General features: G+C 62.3%; 13 protein-coding genes. 5 read left to right on the top strand and 8 right to left on the bottom strand.

What is annotated here, in order from left to right; genetic code table 11:
* Window positions 1-68: 68 nt before the first annotated feature.
* The 5 genes from arsJ to E4Z66_RS00630 all read right to left on the bottom strand — a co-directional run bounded on the left by arsJ (window position 69) and on the right by E4Z66_RS00630 (window position 6,727).
* Window positions 69-1,334 carry an organoarsenical effux MFS transporter ArsJ gene (gene arsJ, locus E4Z66_RS00650; RefSeq protein ID WP_136461012.1) on the bottom strand — a complete coding sequence of 422 codons (1,266 nt, stop codon included), beginning with the start codon at window positions 1,332-1,334 and terminating at the stop codon, window positions 69-71.
* A gap of 51 nt (window positions 1,335-1,385) precedes the next feature.
* Complete coding sequence (locus tag E4Z66_RS00645) at window positions 1,386-2,384, bottom strand: ArsJ-associated glyceraldehyde-3-phosphate dehydrogenase (RefSeq protein WP_136461011.1); 999 nt, start codon at window positions 2,382-2,384, stop codon at window positions 1,386-1,388.
* A complete protein-coding gene (locus E4Z66_RS00640) occupies window positions 2,381-3,226 on the bottom strand; it encodes an arsenate reductase/protein-tyrosine-phosphatase family protein (protein WP_136461010.1) in 846 nt (281 codons plus the stop codon). Before E4Z66_RS00640 ends, E4Z66_RS00645 begins: the two co-directional genes overlap by 4 nt.
* 132 nt (window positions 3,227-3,358) lie before the next feature.
* Window positions 3,359-4,351, bottom strand: coding sequence for an NAD(P)H-dependent flavin oxidoreductase (locus E4Z66_RS00635; RefSeq protein ID WP_136461009.1), 993 nt, complete (start codon window positions 4,349-4,351; stop codon window positions 3,359-3,361).
* A gap of 72 nt (window positions 4,352-4,423) precedes the next feature.
* Complete coding sequence (locus tag E4Z66_RS00630) at window positions 4,424-6,727, bottom strand: molybdopterin-dependent oxidoreductase (RefSeq protein WP_136461008.1); 2,304 nt, start codon at window positions 6,725-6,727, stop codon at window positions 4,424-4,426.
* A 140-nt stretch (window positions 6,728-6,867) separates the two neighbouring features.
* On the opposite strand from E4Z66_RS00630, the gene E4Z66_RS00625 reads away from it, so the two are divergent.
* Window positions 6,868-7,743, top strand: a complete 876-nt coding sequence (locus E4Z66_RS00625) for an NAD(P)-dependent oxidoreductase (protein WP_136461007.1) — start codon at window positions 6,868-6,870, stop codon at window positions 7,741-7,743.
* 133 nt (window positions 7,744-7,876) lie between these two features.
* On the opposite strand, the gene E4Z66_RS00620 is transcribed toward E4Z66_RS00625, so the two are convergent.
* The 3 genes from E4Z66_RS00620 to E4Z66_RS00610 form a co-directional block, all read right to left on the bottom strand.
* Window positions 7,877-9,307, bottom strand: a complete 1,431-nt coding sequence (locus E4Z66_RS00620) for a TRAP transporter large permease (protein WP_136461006.1) — start codon at window positions 9,305-9,307, stop codon at window positions 7,877-7,879.
* Window positions 9,307-9,933: a TRAP transporter small permease subunit gene (locus E4Z66_RS00615; protein ID WP_136461005.1), complete on the bottom strand. Its 627-nt coding sequence runs from the start codon at window positions 9,931-9,933 to the stop codon at window positions 9,307-9,309. The genes E4Z66_RS00620 and E4Z66_RS00615 overlap by 1 nt, the downstream gene beginning before the upstream one ends.
* 108 nt (window positions 9,934-10,041) lie before the next feature.
* The gene (locus tag E4Z66_RS00610) at window positions 10,042-11,058 is read right to left on the bottom strand and encodes a C4-dicarboxylate TRAP transporter substrate-binding protein (protein ID WP_136461004.1); all 1,017 of its coding nucleotides are present in this window, start codon (window positions 11,056-11,058) and stop codon (window positions 10,042-10,044) included.
* Between the two features lie 401 nt (window positions 11,059-11,459).
* Here E4Z66_RS00610 and acs point away from each other — a divergent pair, with 401 nt between their 5' ends.
* The 4 genes from acs to E4Z66_RS00590 all read left to right on the top strand — a co-directional run bounded on the left by acs (window position 11,460) and on the right by E4Z66_RS00590 (window position 17,466).
* Window positions 11,460-13,403, top strand: coding sequence for an acetate--CoA ligase (acs, locus tag E4Z66_RS00605; protein ID WP_136461003.1), 1,944 nt, complete (start codon window positions 11,460-11,462; stop codon window positions 13,401-13,403).
* Window positions 13,404-13,623: 220 nt separating this feature from the next.
* Entirely contained in the window at window positions 13,624-14,913 is a 1,290-nt protein-coding gene (locus E4Z66_RS00600) for a sensor histidine kinase (RefSeq protein ID WP_136461002.1), read from the top strand.
* A gap of 85 nt (window positions 14,914-14,998) precedes the next feature.
* Window positions 14,999-15,394: a response regulator gene (locus E4Z66_RS00595; RefSeq protein ID WP_136461001.1), complete on the top strand. Its 396-nt coding sequence runs from the start codon at window positions 14,999-15,001 to the stop codon at window positions 15,392-15,394.
* 107 nt (window positions 15,395-15,501) lie between these two features.
* Window positions 15,502-17,466 carry a bifunctional 2',3'-cyclic-nucleotide 2'-phosphodiesterase/3'-nucleotidase gene (locus E4Z66_RS00590; protein WP_136461000.1) on the top strand — a complete coding sequence of 655 codons (1,965 nt, stop codon included), beginning with the start codon at window positions 15,502-15,504 and terminating at the stop codon, window positions 17,464-17,466.
* The last annotated feature ends 155 nt before the right edge of the window (window positions 17,467-17,621 follow it).

Here is a 17,621-nt window from a genome sequence, read left to right as displayed (position 1 = left end):
CCATAAGCATAGTTGCAAAGGATGCCAATATGATAACAAACCGCGCCAAACTGCCGAGATGCGCTGCGTCAGGCCGCCGCCGGGGACTCCGGCTCTGGTGACAAGCGGCGCGCGACGAGCGCGCTCAATGCGACCAACAGCGCCGCTACGGCAAGGCACAGGCCAAGTCCGCCGGTCTGATAGGCCGCGCCGGACAGGACCGTGCCCACAAGCCGCCCGCCAGCATTCGCCATATAGTAAAAGCCGACATCCATTGTCACCCGTTCCGACCGGGTAAAGGCGAGGATCAGATAGGAATGCAGCGCAGAGTTCACGGCAAAAAGCGCGCCAAAGCCCAGAAGCCCGGCAATCAGCAGCGCGGTCAGCCACGGGGCGGGCTGCGGCGTCAGGAATACTGCTCCGGCCAGCACTGCGGGGATGACGCTCAGCATCAGCGCCCAGACCTGCGCCGCGGAGATGAGATCGGCCAAGCCGCGCTCCTTCGCGCGCAGCATCCGTGGCGCGTTGGCCTGCACGGCCCCGTACAGGATCGTCCAAACCGCCATGAAGCTGCCAATCGTGAAGAACGCGGTGCGGTTGCCGGCCGCGCTGCCGTCTGACAGGACCGCGTAGAAATAGATCGGGATACCGACGACGAACCAGACATCGCGCGCCCCGAACAGGAACACCCGCGCCGCCGATAGCCAGTTGACGTTGGCGGATTTTGAAAAGACCTCGGTGAACTTCGCGCCTTTTCGGCCACGTGGCAGCCCCGGCGGCATGAAGGCCATGACCGCGACAAGGATCACCGCCAGCACCGCCGCCATGCCCAGCACCGCCCAGATGAATCCGACCCCGGCCAGCAATGCCGCGCCCAGCAGGAACCCTACGCCCTTGACCGCGTTCTTTGACCCGGTCAGCACCGCGACCCAGCGAAACAGCCCGTCCCCTTCGGCCGGGGCAAGAAGCTTTACCGCCGATTTGGAAGACATCTTGGCCAGATCCTTGGCGACCCCGCTCAGACCCTGAACCAACATCACAAAGATGACAGAGGCGGTCAGCGTCCAGCCCGGATCAAGCTGCGTAAGCGCCAGCAGCGCGACGATCTGAAGGCTCAGCCCCGCGTAAAGCGTCGATGTCAGCCCAAAGCGCGCAGCGATCCACCCGGCGGCAAGGTTCGTGACCATGCCCGCGATCTCGTAAAGCACAAAGAGATAGGCCAACTGCACGGGGCTGAAGCCTTCTTCGTGGAAGTGCAGCAGCACCAGCATCCGCAGCGCGCCATCGGTCAGCATGAACGCCCAATAGGCAGCGGTGACGGCGATATAGGCGGACATGCCTGTGGGGCGGCTCATCTGAACTCTCCTGACTGGGTCGGGGTGTCGGCGCGCGGGCGGGCCGCCTCGCTAGAGGCTGCGCGCGACCATTTGGGCCACATCGACCAGACGATGCGCATAGCCCATTTCATTGTCGTACCAGACATACAGCTTTACCTGCGTGCCATTGATCACCATGGTCGAGGGCGCATCCACAATGCCGGACCGGGTGTCATTGGTGTAATCGGCGGATACAAGCGGGCGGGTTTCATAGCCCAGAATGCCGTGCAGCGGGCCCTGGGACGCGGCTTCGAGAGCGGCGTTGACCTCTTCGACAGTGGTGGCGCGCTCGACCTCGAAGACGCAATCGGTGATCGAGGCATTCAGCAGCGGCACACGTACCGCATGGCCGTTCAAACGCCCCTTGAGTTCGGGATAGATCAGCGTGATCGCGGTGGCCGATCCGGTGGTGGTCGGGATCAGCGAATTGAGCGCAGAGCGCGCGCGCCGCAAATCCTTGGCCGGACGATCCACGATGGTTTGCGTGTTGGTCACGTCATGGATCGTCGTGATCGACCCGTGCCTGATCCCGAAGGTTTCGTGGATCACCTTGACCACCGGGGCAAGGCAATTCGTCGTACAACTGGCCGCCGTGACGATGCTGTGCTCGGCCGGATCATAGCTGTCTTCGTTCACGCCCATCACGATATTCGCGGTCTCGCCATCCTTTACCGGCGCGGAGACCACGACCTTCCTGACCCCGGCTTCGAAATACGGGGCCAGCTTGGCCTCTGTCTTGAACACGCCGGTGCAGTCGATCACCACATCGACGCCGTCCAACGGCAGATCCGCCAGATTGCGCGTGCCGACGAACGGAATGCGCGTGCCGTTGATCGTGATCGCGTCGGCATCATGCGCGAAGTCGGCCTCCCAGCGTCCATGCACCGTGTCGAATTCCAGCAGATGCGCATGCATCTCGGGATCGCCCACCGCGTCATTGATCCACGCGATGGTCGCGCCCTGTTCCAACAGCGGACGGATCGCGAGTTTTCCGATCCGCCCCATCCCGTTTACAGCAAAAACCGTCATGCGTTTTCTTCGGCTCCGATGAAGGCGATGTCGTCCACGGCTTTTTGCAGCGACATACGGTCAAGCTCTGCCAGCGACAGGGCGGAAAAGGCGAGAATTCTGTTGCGCAGCAAACCATAGGCCTGCTGGAAGGCGAGCATCTTTTGCGCGTCGGTGCCTTCCGCCTTGACCGGATCGGGCACACCCCAATGGCCGCTGATCGGCTGGCCGGGCCATGCCGGGCATTCCTCGTTCGCGGCCTGATCGCAGACGGTAAAGACGAAATCGAAGACCGGCGCGCCATCGCCCTGATATTCTTCGATCGACTTGGAGCGCAGCGGACTGACGTCATAGCCCTTGCTTTCCAGCAATTCGAGCGCGAAGGGATTGGGCGCGTCGCCGGGCCGGACACCCGCGGAATAGACGTCGAACCGGTCGCCGCCCTCTTTGCGCAGGATCGCTTCGGCGAAAAGCGACCGGGCGGAATTTCCCGTGCAGATAAACAGAACCTTCAAGGCGGTATCGGTCATTGGATCATCTCCAGTTAGCAACGTCTGCATGACGGGCGGGCACAGATCGGCCCGGCCGCGACAGCAGTCTCGGAACAGGTAGTCGAAAGTGTCGTAGACCTCGATCATGTCAGTTGAGTAACGCAGCGAAGTGCCCACGCGTTTTTGCGTGACCAGCCCCGATTGCATCAGTGTCGACAGATAGCTCGACAGGGTGCTGGCCTTCAGCCCCAGAACGGACGCGATTTCCCCCGCCGGCATCCGGTGGGGATAGCGCCGCACAAGCAGCCGAAAGATCGCCAACCGCGTCGGGTGGCCAAGGATAGACAGACGATTCGAGACTTCAATTTCCATATTTCTCGAATATGTGAAATAGAAGCATGGGACAAGCAAAATAACGGGCGCACCCTGCCCCGGCGCGCCCGTGTATCTGGTGGCGGCCAAAACCCGAGGGCTGGCCGCGCTATCTTGTTGAAATCTGTGGTGTCAGGCGTTGTTGCGCGGGATCAGCATCTGCGCGCGGTCCCCGGCACGGGCAAGCGCGGCGTGATACTCATCCTCAAGCCGGGACACATAGGCCTCGACCGGCATCCGGCTGTCGACCGCCCCGATCCCCTGCCCGCATCCCCAGATATCCCGCCATGCTTTCTTCTTCTCATCCCGGTCGGAGCCAAAGCTCATCTTGCTGGGATCGGCTTCCGGCAGGTTTTTCGGGTCCAGCCCCGCGGCTTCGAGGGAGGGCGCAAGATAGTTGCCATGCACGCCGGTAATCAGGTTGGTATAGACGATATCTTCCGCGCCATATTGCACGATGGCGTCCTTATAGGGATCGACGGCGTTCGCTTCATCAGCTGCGATGAAGGCAGACCCCATATAGGCGAAATCGGCCCCCATCGCCTGCGCCGCGAGGATTGCGCCCCCCGTCGCGATGGACCCGGACAGCGCCAGCGGGCCGTCAAAGAAGCTGCGGATCTCCTGAACAAGCGCGAAGGGCGACAATTCCCCCGCATGGCCGCCCGCCCCGGTGCAGACCGCAATCAGCCCGTCGGCGCCCTTTTCCAGCGCCTTTTCCGAAAACCGGCGATTGATCACGTCATGCATGACCGTGCCGCCATAGGAATGGATCGCGTCGTTCACGTCGGGCACCGCGCCCAGCGACGTAATGACCAGTGGCACTTTGTATTTCACGCAAAGGTCCACATCCGCCATCAGCCGGTCATTGGTCTTGTGTACGATCTGGTTCACCGCGAAAGGCGCAGAAGGCCGATCCGGGTTCTTGGCGTCATAGTCGGCCAGTTCGGTGGTGATCCGGTCCAGCCACTCGTCCAGCAGCGCCTGGGGACGCGCGTTCAGCGCCGGGAAAGAGCCGACAATTCCCGCCTTGCACTGGGCGATGACGAGTTCCGGCCCCGATACGATGAACAGCGGGCTGCCGATCACGGGGATACGCAATTTCGAGGTCAACTCTTGTGGCGTCATGGTGGTCCCTCCCTTGGACATGTCGGGGAGATCATGTGTCTGCCGCAAAGCGCCTGCAAGTATCTGGTGTGGTTACGTTCCGTCAACTCGCGGTGCGAAGATGGGCGGATCGAAGACGGTGATCGGCGGCACCGGTCCGGTCCAGCGGGCGGCATCGACTTGCGCGGAATGGGCGGCGGGGCTTTGGCTGAAGGTGCTGGTGCGCAGGTCATGGGTCAGGACATTTGGATTGCCGTGGCGGTCCCGCGCGTGCGGCGCGTCGAAATCGGGATCGTACCAGGCCCCGGTCCACAGGAAGACGCAGCCGCGCGCGATATCCGGTGTCAGCCGCGCGCCCGCTAGGCAGCGCCCCCGGTCATTGAACAGCTCCACCACATCGCCATCGGCAATGCCGCGATCACGCGCGTCCTCGGGGTGGATCAGAACAGGTTCGCGCCCCGCCACTTTCTGCGAGCGGCTCAGATCGCCATTGTCAAACTGGCTGTGCAGCCGCGTCGCCGGTTGCCCCGAAAGCAGCGCCAGCGGGTAGCGCTCTGCCAGCCCGGCCTGCCGATCGCGCGTTTCGCGCCAGACCGCATGGCCGGGGCAATCGGGTGCCGCGCAATCGGCGACGACCTGCGAAAAGAGCTCGATCTTGCCGCTGGGCGTCGCGCGTTTATCGGCGACCGGATCGGCGCGGTAGTCGGCCAGAAAGACCTGATCCGGCGCGGGATCGGGCAGCACGACGATATCGCCCGTGCGGAACTCCTCCCACTCCGGCAGGTGAAGGCCCCGGCGCTCTGCCGCGCTTTGCGTTTGCGCCCAGAGGCGGCGCAGCCAGCCCTCCGTGTCCAGCCCTTCGGTGAAGGCGTCGCGCGTGCCAAGCCGGTCCGCCAGATCGGTATAAATCTCATACTCGGTGCGCGCCTGCCCCGGTGGCGGCACCAGACGGGGCATCGGCACCAGTACATTGTCGGTTTTGCCCGCGCCGAAATCCTCCCGCTCTGTCGCGGCGGCGACAGGCAGAACGATATCGGCATGGCGCGCGGTGGCCGTCCAGTTGATCTCGTTCACGATGACGGTTTCGGGGTACTGGAACGCCCGCCGCAAGCGGTTGAGATCCTGATGGTGGTGGAACGGGTTGCCGCCCGCCCACCACAGCAGCCGCGTATCGGGGAAGATGCGGTCCCGCCCTTCGGCCCGGTAGGCCCCGCCGGGGTTCAGCAGCATTTCTGCGATCATCGCCACCGGGATTTGTTCGGCAATCGGATTGGTGCCCTGTGGCAGCGCCCCCCACGGGACCGGCCGCGTAATCGCCCCGACATGGCCGTTGACCGCGTATCCCACCGTATAGCCGCCGCCGGGCAGTCCGATTTGCCCCAGCATCGCCGCCAGCGTGACCACTGCGAAAAGCGGCTGCTCCCCCCAATCGGCGCGTTGCAGGCCAGCCGCGCAGGTGATGAGCGTGCGGCCCCCGGCCATCTGCCGCGCAAGACGGCGCAGGCGGTCCGGGTCGAGGCCGGAAATCGCGCCCGCCCATTCGGCCGATTTGGGCTGCCCGTCATCGGCCCCGGTCAAATAGGCCTCCACCCGGTCGAACCCGGTTGTGTAGCGGTCCAGAAATGCCCTGTCGTGCAGCCCTTCGACCAGCAGCGTATGCGCAAGCGCCAGCATCACCGCCACATCCGATCCGGGGCGCGGTGCCAGCCACTCGGCGTTCATGTCATCGGCCATATCGCCGCGAAACGGGCTGAGATTTACACAGCGGACACCCCGCGCCGCGCAGTCTTTCAGCGCTTGCGGAATGCGGTGAATCGCGTTGCCACCGTCGCAGATTTGCATGTTGCGCAGCGCCAGCCCGCCAAACGCCACGATCAGATCCGTGTGCCGGGCGATGACCGGCCAGCGCGTCGCCTCTGCCAGATGCTGCCGGAACCCGCCGCCCAGTATATGCGGCATCGTCACCAGCGCGGCGTTATAGCTGTAATTCCCGTCGGACCCGACAAACCCGCCCACCGAATTCAGGAAGCGTTTGAGCTGGCTTTGCGCGTGGTGAAACCGCCCCGCACTGCCCCATCCATAGCTTCCCGCGAAAATCGCCTCATTGCCGTGATCCTTGCGTACACGGGTGAGGTCGCCGGCGATCAGGTCGAGCATCTCGGACCAGTCGAGTTCCACGAACGGATCTTCGCCGCGCGTGCCGCGCCGCCCCTCCAGCCAGCCCTTGCGCACTGCCGGGCGCAGCACGCGGGCGCGCCCGCCAAGGCTGGCCGCCATGTTGTCGTTCAGCGCAGACGGGGACGGGTCGGCAGGATGCGGCGCGATGTCGGTGATGCGGCCGCCTTGCGTCCGGACCAGCCCAAGCCCCCAGTGGTTCGATGTCAGTTGCCGTGTCATGGGCGCACCGTGGCATAGCGGCCAGGCGTTGTCATTGCCCCTTTCGACTTCGCCGCGCGGGCTTCATAGTGGCGCACGAACCGTGGCGGCACTGGCCGCAGAACACGGCGCTGCGCGAATATCGGACCGAGGAGAGGATGATGGCGAAAGTTGCGTTTCTGGGATTGGGGGTCATGGGCTACCCGATGGCGGGGTATCTGGCAAAGGCCGGGCATGAGGTGACGGTGTATAACCGGACACAGGCCAAGGCAGAGGCATGGGTCAAGGAGCATGGCGGCACGGCAGCGGCAACGCCGCGCGCGGCAGCCGAAGGCGCGGAATTCGTGATGGCCTGCGTCGGCAATGACGATGATCTGCGCGCCGTTTGCACGGGCCCGGATGGCGCGCTTGCAGGCATGGACAAGGGCAGCGTCTTTGTCGATCACACGACGGTGTCGGCCAAGGTCACGGCAGAGCTTTACGACGTCGCAAAGGCGGCGGGCGTCGGTTTCGTGGATGCGCCGGTCTCTGGCGGTCAGGCGGGGGCCGAGAATGGACAGCTTGTGGTCATGTGCGGCGGCGATGCCGAGGTCTATGACCGGGCCGCACCGATGATCGACGCCTATTCCAAACTGTGCAAACGCTTGGGCGAGAGCGGCGCGGGGCAGTTGACCAAGATGGTCAATCAGATCTGTATCGCAGGTCTGGTGCAGGGCCTGTCCGAAGGCTTGCATTTTGCCCAGAAGGCCGGGCTGGATGGGCGCGCGGTGGTCGAGGTGATCGGCGGCGGCGCGGCAGGCAGCTGGCAAATGGTCAACCGGTTTGAAACCATGCTGGATGACGAATTCGACCATGGCTTCGCCGTGGACTGGATGCGCAAGGATTTGGGCATCTGCCTTGATACGGCGGATGAAAACGGGGCGAGCCTGCCGGTCACGGCGCTGGTCGATCAGTTCTACAAGGATGTCCAGAAGATCGGCGGCGGGCGCTGGGACACGTCCTCGCTGATCAAACGGCTGCGCGCGCTCGACGGCTGAGGCCGCGCGATCCGGACCAAGGAATGGCGATGGGAAACCGGCCCGGTTTCCCATCCTTTCAAATGCCTCTCCGGGCCGGGCCCGCAATCCGGCACGGATTGCGACCGGAAACCGGGTCGGTTTCCGGCCCCCGCTAACCGGCCAGCGACGGCAGCCAGAGCACGATCGACGGGAAGGCCACCAGCAGCGCAATCGTCACCGCATCGGCGATGAAGAACGGAGTCACGCCCTTGAACACATCCTGCACGCTGAGGTCTTCGCGCACGCCCGCCACAACGAAGCAGTTCAGGCCAATGGGCGGCGTGATCAGACAGAACTCCGCCATCTTGACCACCAATATCCCGAACCAGATCGCGCACATCGGGCCGGACATGCCAAAGGCGCTGTCGGCGGCCGCGACGGTTTCACCCCCGTTGAGCGCCATCACCGCCGGGTAGACCACCGGCAGCGTCAAAAGCAGCATCCCGATGGCGTCCATGAACATCCCCAGCACCGCATAGGCCAGCAGGATACAGACAAGGATCAACATCGGAGACATCTCCAGCGACGTGATCCAGTCGGCAAAGGCATCGGGCAGCTTGGCAAAGCCCAAAAAGCGTACATAGATCAGCACGCCCCAGATGATGGTGAAAATCATCACGGTCAGCTTTGCGGTTTCCAGCAGCGCGGCCTTCAGTTCGGGCCAGCGCATCCCCCGCAGCATCGCCATGCAGAAGATGATGAACGCGCCAATCGCGCCACCTTCTGTCGGGGTGCCCCATGCGTCTCCGAACGGGTTGTAGACGAAGAAGATGATGATGATCACCACCGCTACGATCGGCAAGGCGGGCGGCAGTGCGGCGAAGCGCTGGCTCCAGGTATAGCCGCGCACCGGCGGGCCGACGTTTTTGAAGACAAGCGCGATGCCGATGATGATCGCCGCATAAACCACTGCGGAAAACGCGCCGGGAATAAAGCCGGCCAGCAGCAGCTTGCCCACATCCTGTTCGACGATGATCGCATAGATCACCAGAATGGCCGATGGCGGGATCAGCGAGGCCAGCGTGCCCCCTGCCGCCACGACCCCGGCCGCGAATTGCTTGTTATAGCCGATCTTGAGCATCTCGGGGATCGCGATGCGGGCAAAGACAGCCGCCGTCGCCACCGAGGCGCCAGAAACCGCCGCGAACCCGGCGGTGGCGAAAACGGTTGAAACAGCCAGCCCCCCCGGCACCCACGCGAACCAGCGCTTGCAGGCCTCGAACAGGGCGGAGGTCAGCTTGGCGTGATAGGCCAGATAGCCGATCAGGATGAAGACGGGGATCAGCGACAACACGTTGGAGCTGACCTTCGATTGCGGGATCGACCCGGCGATCTGCATGGCCTTGCCCAGCGCACCGTCCCAGACCTCGCGCCGTTCGTTCCAGTACAGGAACTTGTCCGTCGCATATTTGGCGCGGTCCCAGAACACCCACGTGATGCCGACAAATCCGGCCAGACCCGCCGCGAAGGCGACCCGCATGCCCAGAAGAACAACGACCAGCATGCCGGCAGTGACCCAAAGGCCAATCGTAATCGTATCCATCAGTCGGCCCCTTCCACGGAAGACGCTTCGAGCCGCGCCTGTTCCGCCACGGACATTTGCAACGGCACAGCGGCGGGCGTTTCAAGCCCCAGGACCAGTGCGCGGGCATATCCCCAGATTTGCAGGATCAGCCGGGCGATCAGCACGAAAAGCGCCACCGGCACCACCAGCTTGGCGGGCCAGACGGGCAGGTAAATGTCAGTTGTACTGTCGCGCGAACACAGGGGCCGCGAACAGTCGAAGGAGCGGGCGAAATGTTCCCACGCGCCATAGGCCAGTCCAATGGCCAGCACGAGGATCAGCAGGACCGAGATCAGCTCGAAAAACCAAAGCGCCCTGCCCCGTAGCGCGCCCACCAGCATGTCCATGCGGATATGTGCGCCCTCACGCTGCACATAGGACACGCCCATGATCGCGATCAGCGGCATCAGCAATTCAATGATGTCGACATAGCCCTTGGTCGGGAACCCCAGCTTGCGCGAGGCCACGAAGTAGACCGCCAGAAACATCAGCGAGAATACGGCAAAACCACTCAGATATGCACAGAACCGCTCGATCGGCACCAAAGCGCGATCAAAACGGCTGAGCAGGCTGGAATCTTGGAGAACGGCTGCGGAACCGGCCATCTTGCCCCCTGTTCTTTGAAGAAAACTGCGCCCCGCCCCAACGGGGCACCGCCCCCACGAACAAACGCAGAGGCGGTGCCGGGCCGAAGCGCAGCTTAGATTGCGTTATCAGCTTCCGGACTTGGCGTCGGCAAGCGTTTTCACCACCAGGTCATAAAGCTCCTGGCCCGGCAGGCCCTGGGCTTCCATGTCCGCAATCCACGCGTCGCGGATCGGATCGGCGGCCTTGGCACGGAATTCGGAGATCACCTCATCCGAGATCATGACCTTTTCGACACCCTTTTCTTCCAGCACGCTGTCCCAGCGTTTCAGAAGCTCGCCGTAGTTGGCAAGATAATGATCGATCGCTTCGGGAATGGAGCTGTCCAGCGCGGCGCGGTGTTCGTCGCTCAGGTCTTCATAGGCGTCGATATTCACCACAACCGGGCAGTTCACGGTGCCGGGGTTCAGGTTGGCGGTCCACCAGTCAGCCTGATTGATCGTGCCAAAGGACAGGTGCGCGTGCTGCGCGAAGGCCACTGTATCGACCAGCCCGCCTTCCATCGCCTGATAGGCTTCGGTCGCGGTCACAGAGGTCGGCACGCCGCCCACGGCTTCAAACGCCTTGCCGATCCCGCCGGTGGCGCGCACGCGCATCCCGTCGAAATCCGCCAGATCGGTGCGCGCCTCGCCGGTGCCCACGATATTGTATTGCGGCATGGGCGAAGTCATCAGCAGCTTGGCGTTCCACTGGGCCATTTCCTCGGTCGCGGCGGGGTGCGAATACACGGCCTGCGACACAGCCACTTCCTGCGCAAGGTTTTCCACCCCGAGGAACGGCAGTTCCAGTACGGTGATCACGCGGTTCTTGTCGCGGTGATAGCCCGCGCAGAATTGCGCCATTTCGAACGCCCCGATGGAGATCCCGTCAAGGTTCTCGCGGTTCTTGCTGAGCCCGCCATAGCTGACATTCATGGTGAATTCGCCATTGGTCTTTTCAGACACAAGCTCGGCCAGTTTTTCGATATGCTCGGTGAAGGCGCGGCGCTTGCCCCAGACCGAGACATTCCACTCTGTCGCCATTGCATCGGACACGAAGGCAAAGGACATGGCACCAGCGACGGCGCCAACGGCAATCTTGTTCATATGATATCTCCCTTATCTGCGGACCTGTTACCGATCCGCTCGGCCAGACGCTAGCGCAGCACGCCGCCAGTGCCAAGTCGGATCGAATCTCGTGGCACGCGCGCCCAACCACGACCAAAGTCGCGACTCTTGACGCACTGCCCCGGCGGGCGTGGCTCTGCGCCACGCATGTGGCCATGTGCCCCTGCCCGGCTTAACAGTCAACGCAACGATTTTCCGAGACATTTTCAGATTTACAGCAAGAAATTTACAAACCCCGCGCGACTTGGAAAAAACTTTACCAAGAAACCCTTATATTTCTGCGGGTTGTTTCTTTCTTTTCATCGTTCGTTAATATCCAAGTCGACGACGGGGCCGCAGGGACGCCCCCGGCGCATTCGGAAGTCAGAGGGAGGAGCTCCATGTCCAAGACTTATGCCCCACCGGCAGCTATGGCTGCCAACGCCCATGTCAATGCTGCCAAATATGACGAGATGTATGCCGCCTCGCTCGCCGATCCGGATGCGTTTTGGAAAGAACAGGCAGGACGGATCGACTGGATCAAAGACCCGACGCGCATCAAGGATGTAAGCTTCGATCTGGGGAACGTGTCGATCAAGTGGTACGAGGACGGCGTGCTGAACGTCGCCGCCAACTGCATCGACCGCCACCTTGAAACGCGCGGCGATCAGACTGCGATCATCTTTGAACCCGATGATCCCAATGATGCGGCCCAGCACATCACCTATCGCGAACTGCACCGGAATACCTGCAAGATGGCCAATGTCCTCAAGGGCATGGGCGTGGGTAAAGGCGACCGCGTGGTGATCTATCTGCCGATGATCCCGGAGGCCGCCTATGCGATGCTGGCCTGCGCCCGGATCGGTGCGATCCATTCCATCGTGTTCGCGGGCTTCTCGCCTGACGCCTTGGGCGCACGGGTCAATGGCTGCGACGCGAAGGTGGTCATCACCGCCGATGGTGCCCCGCGCGGTGGCCGCGTCACCAACCTGAAAGACAACGTCAACAAAGCGCTGCTGCATGACACCGACGATGTTCAATGCCTGATCGTCAAGCGCACAGGCCAGCAGATCGCGTTCCGCAACGGACTTGATTTCTGGTACGAGGAAGAGGCCGCGAAAGTTGCCGACGATTGCCCGCCAGAGCCGGTGAACGCCGAAGACCCGCTGTTCATCCTGTATACCTCCGGCTCCACCGGCCAGCCCAAGGGCGTGGTGCATACGACGGGCGGTTATCTGGTCTATGCAGCCATGACGCACCAGATCACCTTCGATTACCATGAGGGCGACGTTTATTGGTGTACGGCCGATGTGGGCTGGGTCACAGGGCACAGCTATATCGTTTATGGCCCGCTCGCCAACGGGGCGACGACGCTGATGTTCGAAGGCGTGCCGACCTTCCCGGATGCCAGCCGCTTCTGGCAGGTCTGCGAAAAGCACAAGGTCAACCAGTTCTACACCGCGCCGACCGCGATCCGCGCCCTGATGGGGCAAGGCGACGATTTCGTGACGAAATGCGATCTGTCCAGCCTCAAGCTGCTGGGCACGGTGGGCGAGCCGATCAACCCCGAAGCATGGGATTGGTATTACAACGTGGTCGGCGGCGGCAAATGCCCCATCGTTGACACGTGGTGGCAGACCGAAACTGGCGGCCATTTGATGACCCCCCTGCCCGGCGCACATGCGACCAAACCGGGTGCGGCGCAAAAGCCGTTCTTTGGCGTAATGCCGGTCGTGCTTGATCCGACATCGGGCGAAGAGATCGAAGGCGACGGCGTCGAAGGCGTGCTGTGCATGAAGGACAGCTGGCCCGGCCAAATGCGCACGGTCTGGGGCGACCATGAGCGGTTCGAGAAAACCTATTTCTCGGATTACAAAGGCTACTACTTCACCGGCGATGGGTGCCGCCGCGATGAGGATGGCGACTATTGGATCACCGGCCGCGTCGATGACGTGATCAACGTCTCCGGCCACCGGATGGGCACGGCAGAGGTCGAATCCGCCCTCGTCGCGCACGAGAAAGTCGCCGAAGCGGCCGTTGTGGGCTATCCGCACAACATCAAGGGACAAGGCATCTATTGCTATGTCACGCTGATGACCGGGCAGGAACCCACTGACGAACTGCGTCTGGAACTGCGCAACTGGGTCCGGCAGGAAATCGGCCCGATCGCCAGCCCGGACCTGATCCAGTGGTCACCCGGCCTGCCCAAGACACGGTCCGGCAAGATCATGCGTCGTATCCTGCGCAAGATCGCCGAAAATGACTATGGCAGCCTTGGTGATACGTCGACACTTGCGGACCCGTCCGTGGTCGATGAACTGATTGATAACCGGATGAACCGCTAAGCGGCGGCCGCTATCGGCTGAATACCTGCTCAATCCGCGCGGCGTCTTCGACAGGGGGCGCCGCGTTTCTTTCTGGAGCGCAGACAACCCTAGATTGTTTGCGCCGCCTTAATACCCCCATAGCGCGATAACTTGTTGCCTTGGCCTGCATTTCAACCTAGCGTCGCCCACGTGATATAGCGATTGCGATGGTGATAACCGCTACATAGAAGACGGGCGCATGTCGGGCATCAGCTTTCCCCCACGCGAAATCATTCGCGAACTCCAACGCAGCGAAAGCGCGAGCAGCTTTGAATTCATCGCCCGCACGGGGCTTGTTGTTTCGACCATCCTGATCGGTTGGATGCTGTTCGGGCTGAACTTTCTGATCCTGTGGGTCGCGGCGTATTACGGTGCAGTCGTGTTGGAGAAACTGGCAATCGACCACTTGGCGCGGCAGCCGTCGCGCGCACGGTTCTATCTGGTGGTCGCCGCCGGGTTCCTGGTCGCCTCGGCCTTTGCCACCTTGCCGGTCTATCTGTGGAGCTTCGAAGATCCGGTATGGAAACTGGCCAGCGCAGTACTGCTGGCAGGTGCGTCGGTGAACGTCATCCTGCTGCGGGCCCGCACATGGCAAACAGCGGTCGCCTATCTTCTGCCGATCATATTCAGCTTTCTCGCCATCGCCTTTCAGGTCGCAGAACCCAGTTGGTCTGATCCGCATTTCATCGGCGGTCTGGTGCTGGCGACGGCGATCTGCATGTATTTCTGCATAGCCGTGCGCGAGGCGCAGAATGCCAGCGAACGCCTGATCAACACCCAGACGCAGTTGATGCGCGCACAAAAGGTCGAGGCGCTGTCGACGCTCACCGGCGGAATATCCCATGATTTCATGAATGTGCTTAGCGTTATTCAAGGCAATCTTGAACTGTTGGCCGAAGCGCCCGATGACCGTGAGCGGACGACATTCATCAAGGATGCGCTGCGGGCCACGCGCCGGGGCGCGGACCTGACGGCGCAGCTGAACCTCTATGCGCGCCGCGCCACGCTGTCGCCGGGCCCCGTCGATCCCATCGACGTGGTGGATGATGTAGAAAGCCTCGTGCGGCATGTATTGCCGCCCAATATCTCTTTCGAGACGCAAAAACCCAGCGATATGGGGGATATCATCATTGACGAAAGCGCGCTGAAAGCGGCGCTGATCAACCTGATCGTCAATGCGCGCGATGCAATCCCCGCCAGCGGGCGGATTTCCCTTGAGACATACCGCGTGTCCCCGCATGAGGGCCGCGCTGGCCGGCAGCCGGGCAAACCGATGGTGGTGTTCGAGGTCAGCGATACCGGCACCGGGATCGACCCGGCGGTGATGCCCAAAGTGTTCGATCCGTTCTACACCACCAAGCCCGCAGGCCAAGGCACCGGACTGGGGCTGGCGACGGTTCTGGGCTTTGCCCGGCATTCGGGCGGTGACGTCGCTGTCGAAAGCCAGCCGGGGCGCGGCACCCGCGTCAGGTTGCAGCTTCTGGCCTGATCGGCAGTCAGGGCGGCCGGTTTGCGCGTTTCACGTAAAGGTGGTTATATGAGCTGTCTGCAACGTCCTGCAGGGGCGCGAATATATGCGAACTGAGACCAATAACAGCGCCCCGGATCGGGTTTTGCTGTTGGAAGACAACGCCATCGTCGCATTGGACATGATCGAGCAACTTCGCGCGCTCGGCTTTACGGATGTCGCCTATAGCCCTGTGGTCACCGATGCCCTGGCCGCTTTTGACAAGCAGGCGTTCAAGCTGGCGGTGATCGATATCGGGATGACCGAAGGGACCAGCCAACCTGTCGTCGACCGCGCCAATGACCTTGCCTTGCCGGTCATCCTGACCTCCGGCTATGACGATGCGCATTTGCTGGAAACGGAACCCGACCACTTCGTGTTCCTGCAAAAGCCGGTCTGCGGAACCTCGCTGCAAAATGCGATTTCTCAACTGCTTGGCCCAGCGGGGACCGGTGCCGCTTGATCTCGTTCGTTTGTCGGACCAGTCTGCAAACGTGACCCGTTCGACCTGTCGCAAAGCTGCCATGTCCGCGCTCTAGGATCGCGGCCGATATGCCAAAGGAATACGCTATGCCCTCCTCCCCCTCTTTCTCTCGCCGTACGTTCCTTGCCACCAGCGCCAGTATGCTGGCCGTGCACCCGTTTTCCGTCCATGCGGCGGCGAACCAGGCGCATTTGCGGCTGTTGGAAACCACGGACCTGCACGTCCATGTCTTTCCCTATGACTATTACGGCGACCGCCCGGTCGATACCGTCGGGCTAAGCCGCGTGGCCTCCATCGTGAAGGAAATGCGCGCCGAGGCGACCAATTCGCTGCTGCTGGACAATGGTGACTTCCTGCAGGGCAACCCGATGGGCGATTACATCGCCTATGAGCGCGGCATGAAGGACGGCGATCAGCATCCGATCATCAAGGCGATGAACACAGTGGGCTTCGACGCTGCCACCTTGGGCAACCACGAATTCAACTACGGGCTGGATTTCCTGATGAAATCGCTCGCCGGGGCGGATTTCCCCGTCGTGTCTGCCAACGTGGCACTGGAACAAGGTGGTACTCCGACCGAGGACAAGACGCTGGTTCCGCCTTATGTGATTCTGGACCGCGTGGTGACGGACGGCTCTGGCCAGTCGCACCCGATCAAGGTCGGTCTGATCGGCTTTGTGCCGCCGCAGATCATGGCATGGGACCGCCGCCATCTTGAGGGCAACGTGCGCGCCCGAGACATCGTCGAGACCGCAGCCGCCTTCGTGCCGCAGATGAAGGAAGCGGGCGCGGATATCATCGTGGCGCTCAGCCATTCGGGCATCGCGGGGGCCAATGCAGAGGACGGGATGGAAAACGCCTCTGTCCCGCTGGCCGCGATTGACGGGATCGACGCGGTTCTGACCGGTCACCTGCACGCCCCCTTCCCCGGCCCCCGCTTTGAAGGGCTGGACATGGTCAATGCCACCGACGGCACGATCCACGGCAAACCCGCGGTAATGGGCGGGTTCTGGGGCTCTCACCTTGGGGTGATCGACCTGATGCTGGAACGGGACGGGTCCGGTTGGCGTCTGGTGGCGCATAGTTCGGAACTGCGCTCGGTCTCGCGCCGGAACGAGGACCGGTCCGTGACCGCGCTGGTGGATGACGATGCCGAAGTGCTGGCCTCGGTCCAGCAAGAGCATGACGAGACGCTGGCCTATGTCCGCCGCGCCGTGGGCAAGACCTCGGCCCCGCTGCATTCCTATTTCGCGCTGGTCGCGGACGACCCGTCGGTCCAGATCGTGTCGAACGCGCAGAAGTGGTATATCGCGCAGATGATGGAGGGCACCGAATACGAGGGCCTGCCCATCCTGTCCGCAGCGGCCCCGTTCAAGGCAGGCGGGCGCGGCGGCCCAGATTATTACACCGATGTGCCGATTGGCGATGTGGCGATCAAGAATGTCGCCGACCTTTACCTTTATCCCAACACGGTGCGCGCGGTGCTGGTGACCGGCGCGCAGGTGAAGGACTGGCTGGAGCGGTCAGCGGGCATGTTCAACATGGTGGAGCCGGGCAAGGCCGATCAGGTGCTGCTGAACCCGGATTTCCCAAGCTACAATTTCGATGTGATCGACGGCGTCTCCTACGAGATCGACCTGTCGCAACCGTCGAAATTCGATCCCAAGGGCGGCCCGGCCGCGCCGGATGCCAGCCGCATTCGGAACCTTACCTATAACGGCCAACCGATTGACCCGGAACAGAAATTCATCATCGCCACCAATAACTACCGCGCGGGCGGCGGCGGTGCATTCCCCGGCGCCCAGGGCGATACCGTCATTTTCGAAGCGCCCGACACCAACCGCGACGTGATCGTGCGCTATATCGTGGAAAACGGCACCATCGATCCCAAGGCGGATTCCAACTGGCGCTTCGCTCCCGTCGAAGGCGCAACCGCGATCTTTGAAACCGGCCCGAAAGCCAGCGCCTATGTGGACGATGTAAAGGATGTGACGTTGGAACCGGCGGGCCAGACGGATGCGGGGTTTGCCCGGTATCGGCTGACATTCTGATCAAATCCAACCGGCGGCGGGGGGTCTCGTCGCCGGTCCTGGTTTGAGCCCGCACGCGCGTTGAAGGCTGGGAAAACTCGATCTAAAGTAGTATTTCAAAGGCAATTCCAATAGTTAACTTCCCGTGACGTCACTTTGCTGCCACACTCCATACT

It is taken from the genome of Aliishimia ponticola, assembly GCF_004803475.1.
Taxonomy (GTDB): Bacteria; Pseudomonadota; Alphaproteobacteria; order Rhodobacterales; family Rhodobacteraceae; genus Aliishimia; species Aliishimia ponticola.
This window is presented reverse-complemented; position numbering and strand designations above follow the sequence as displayed.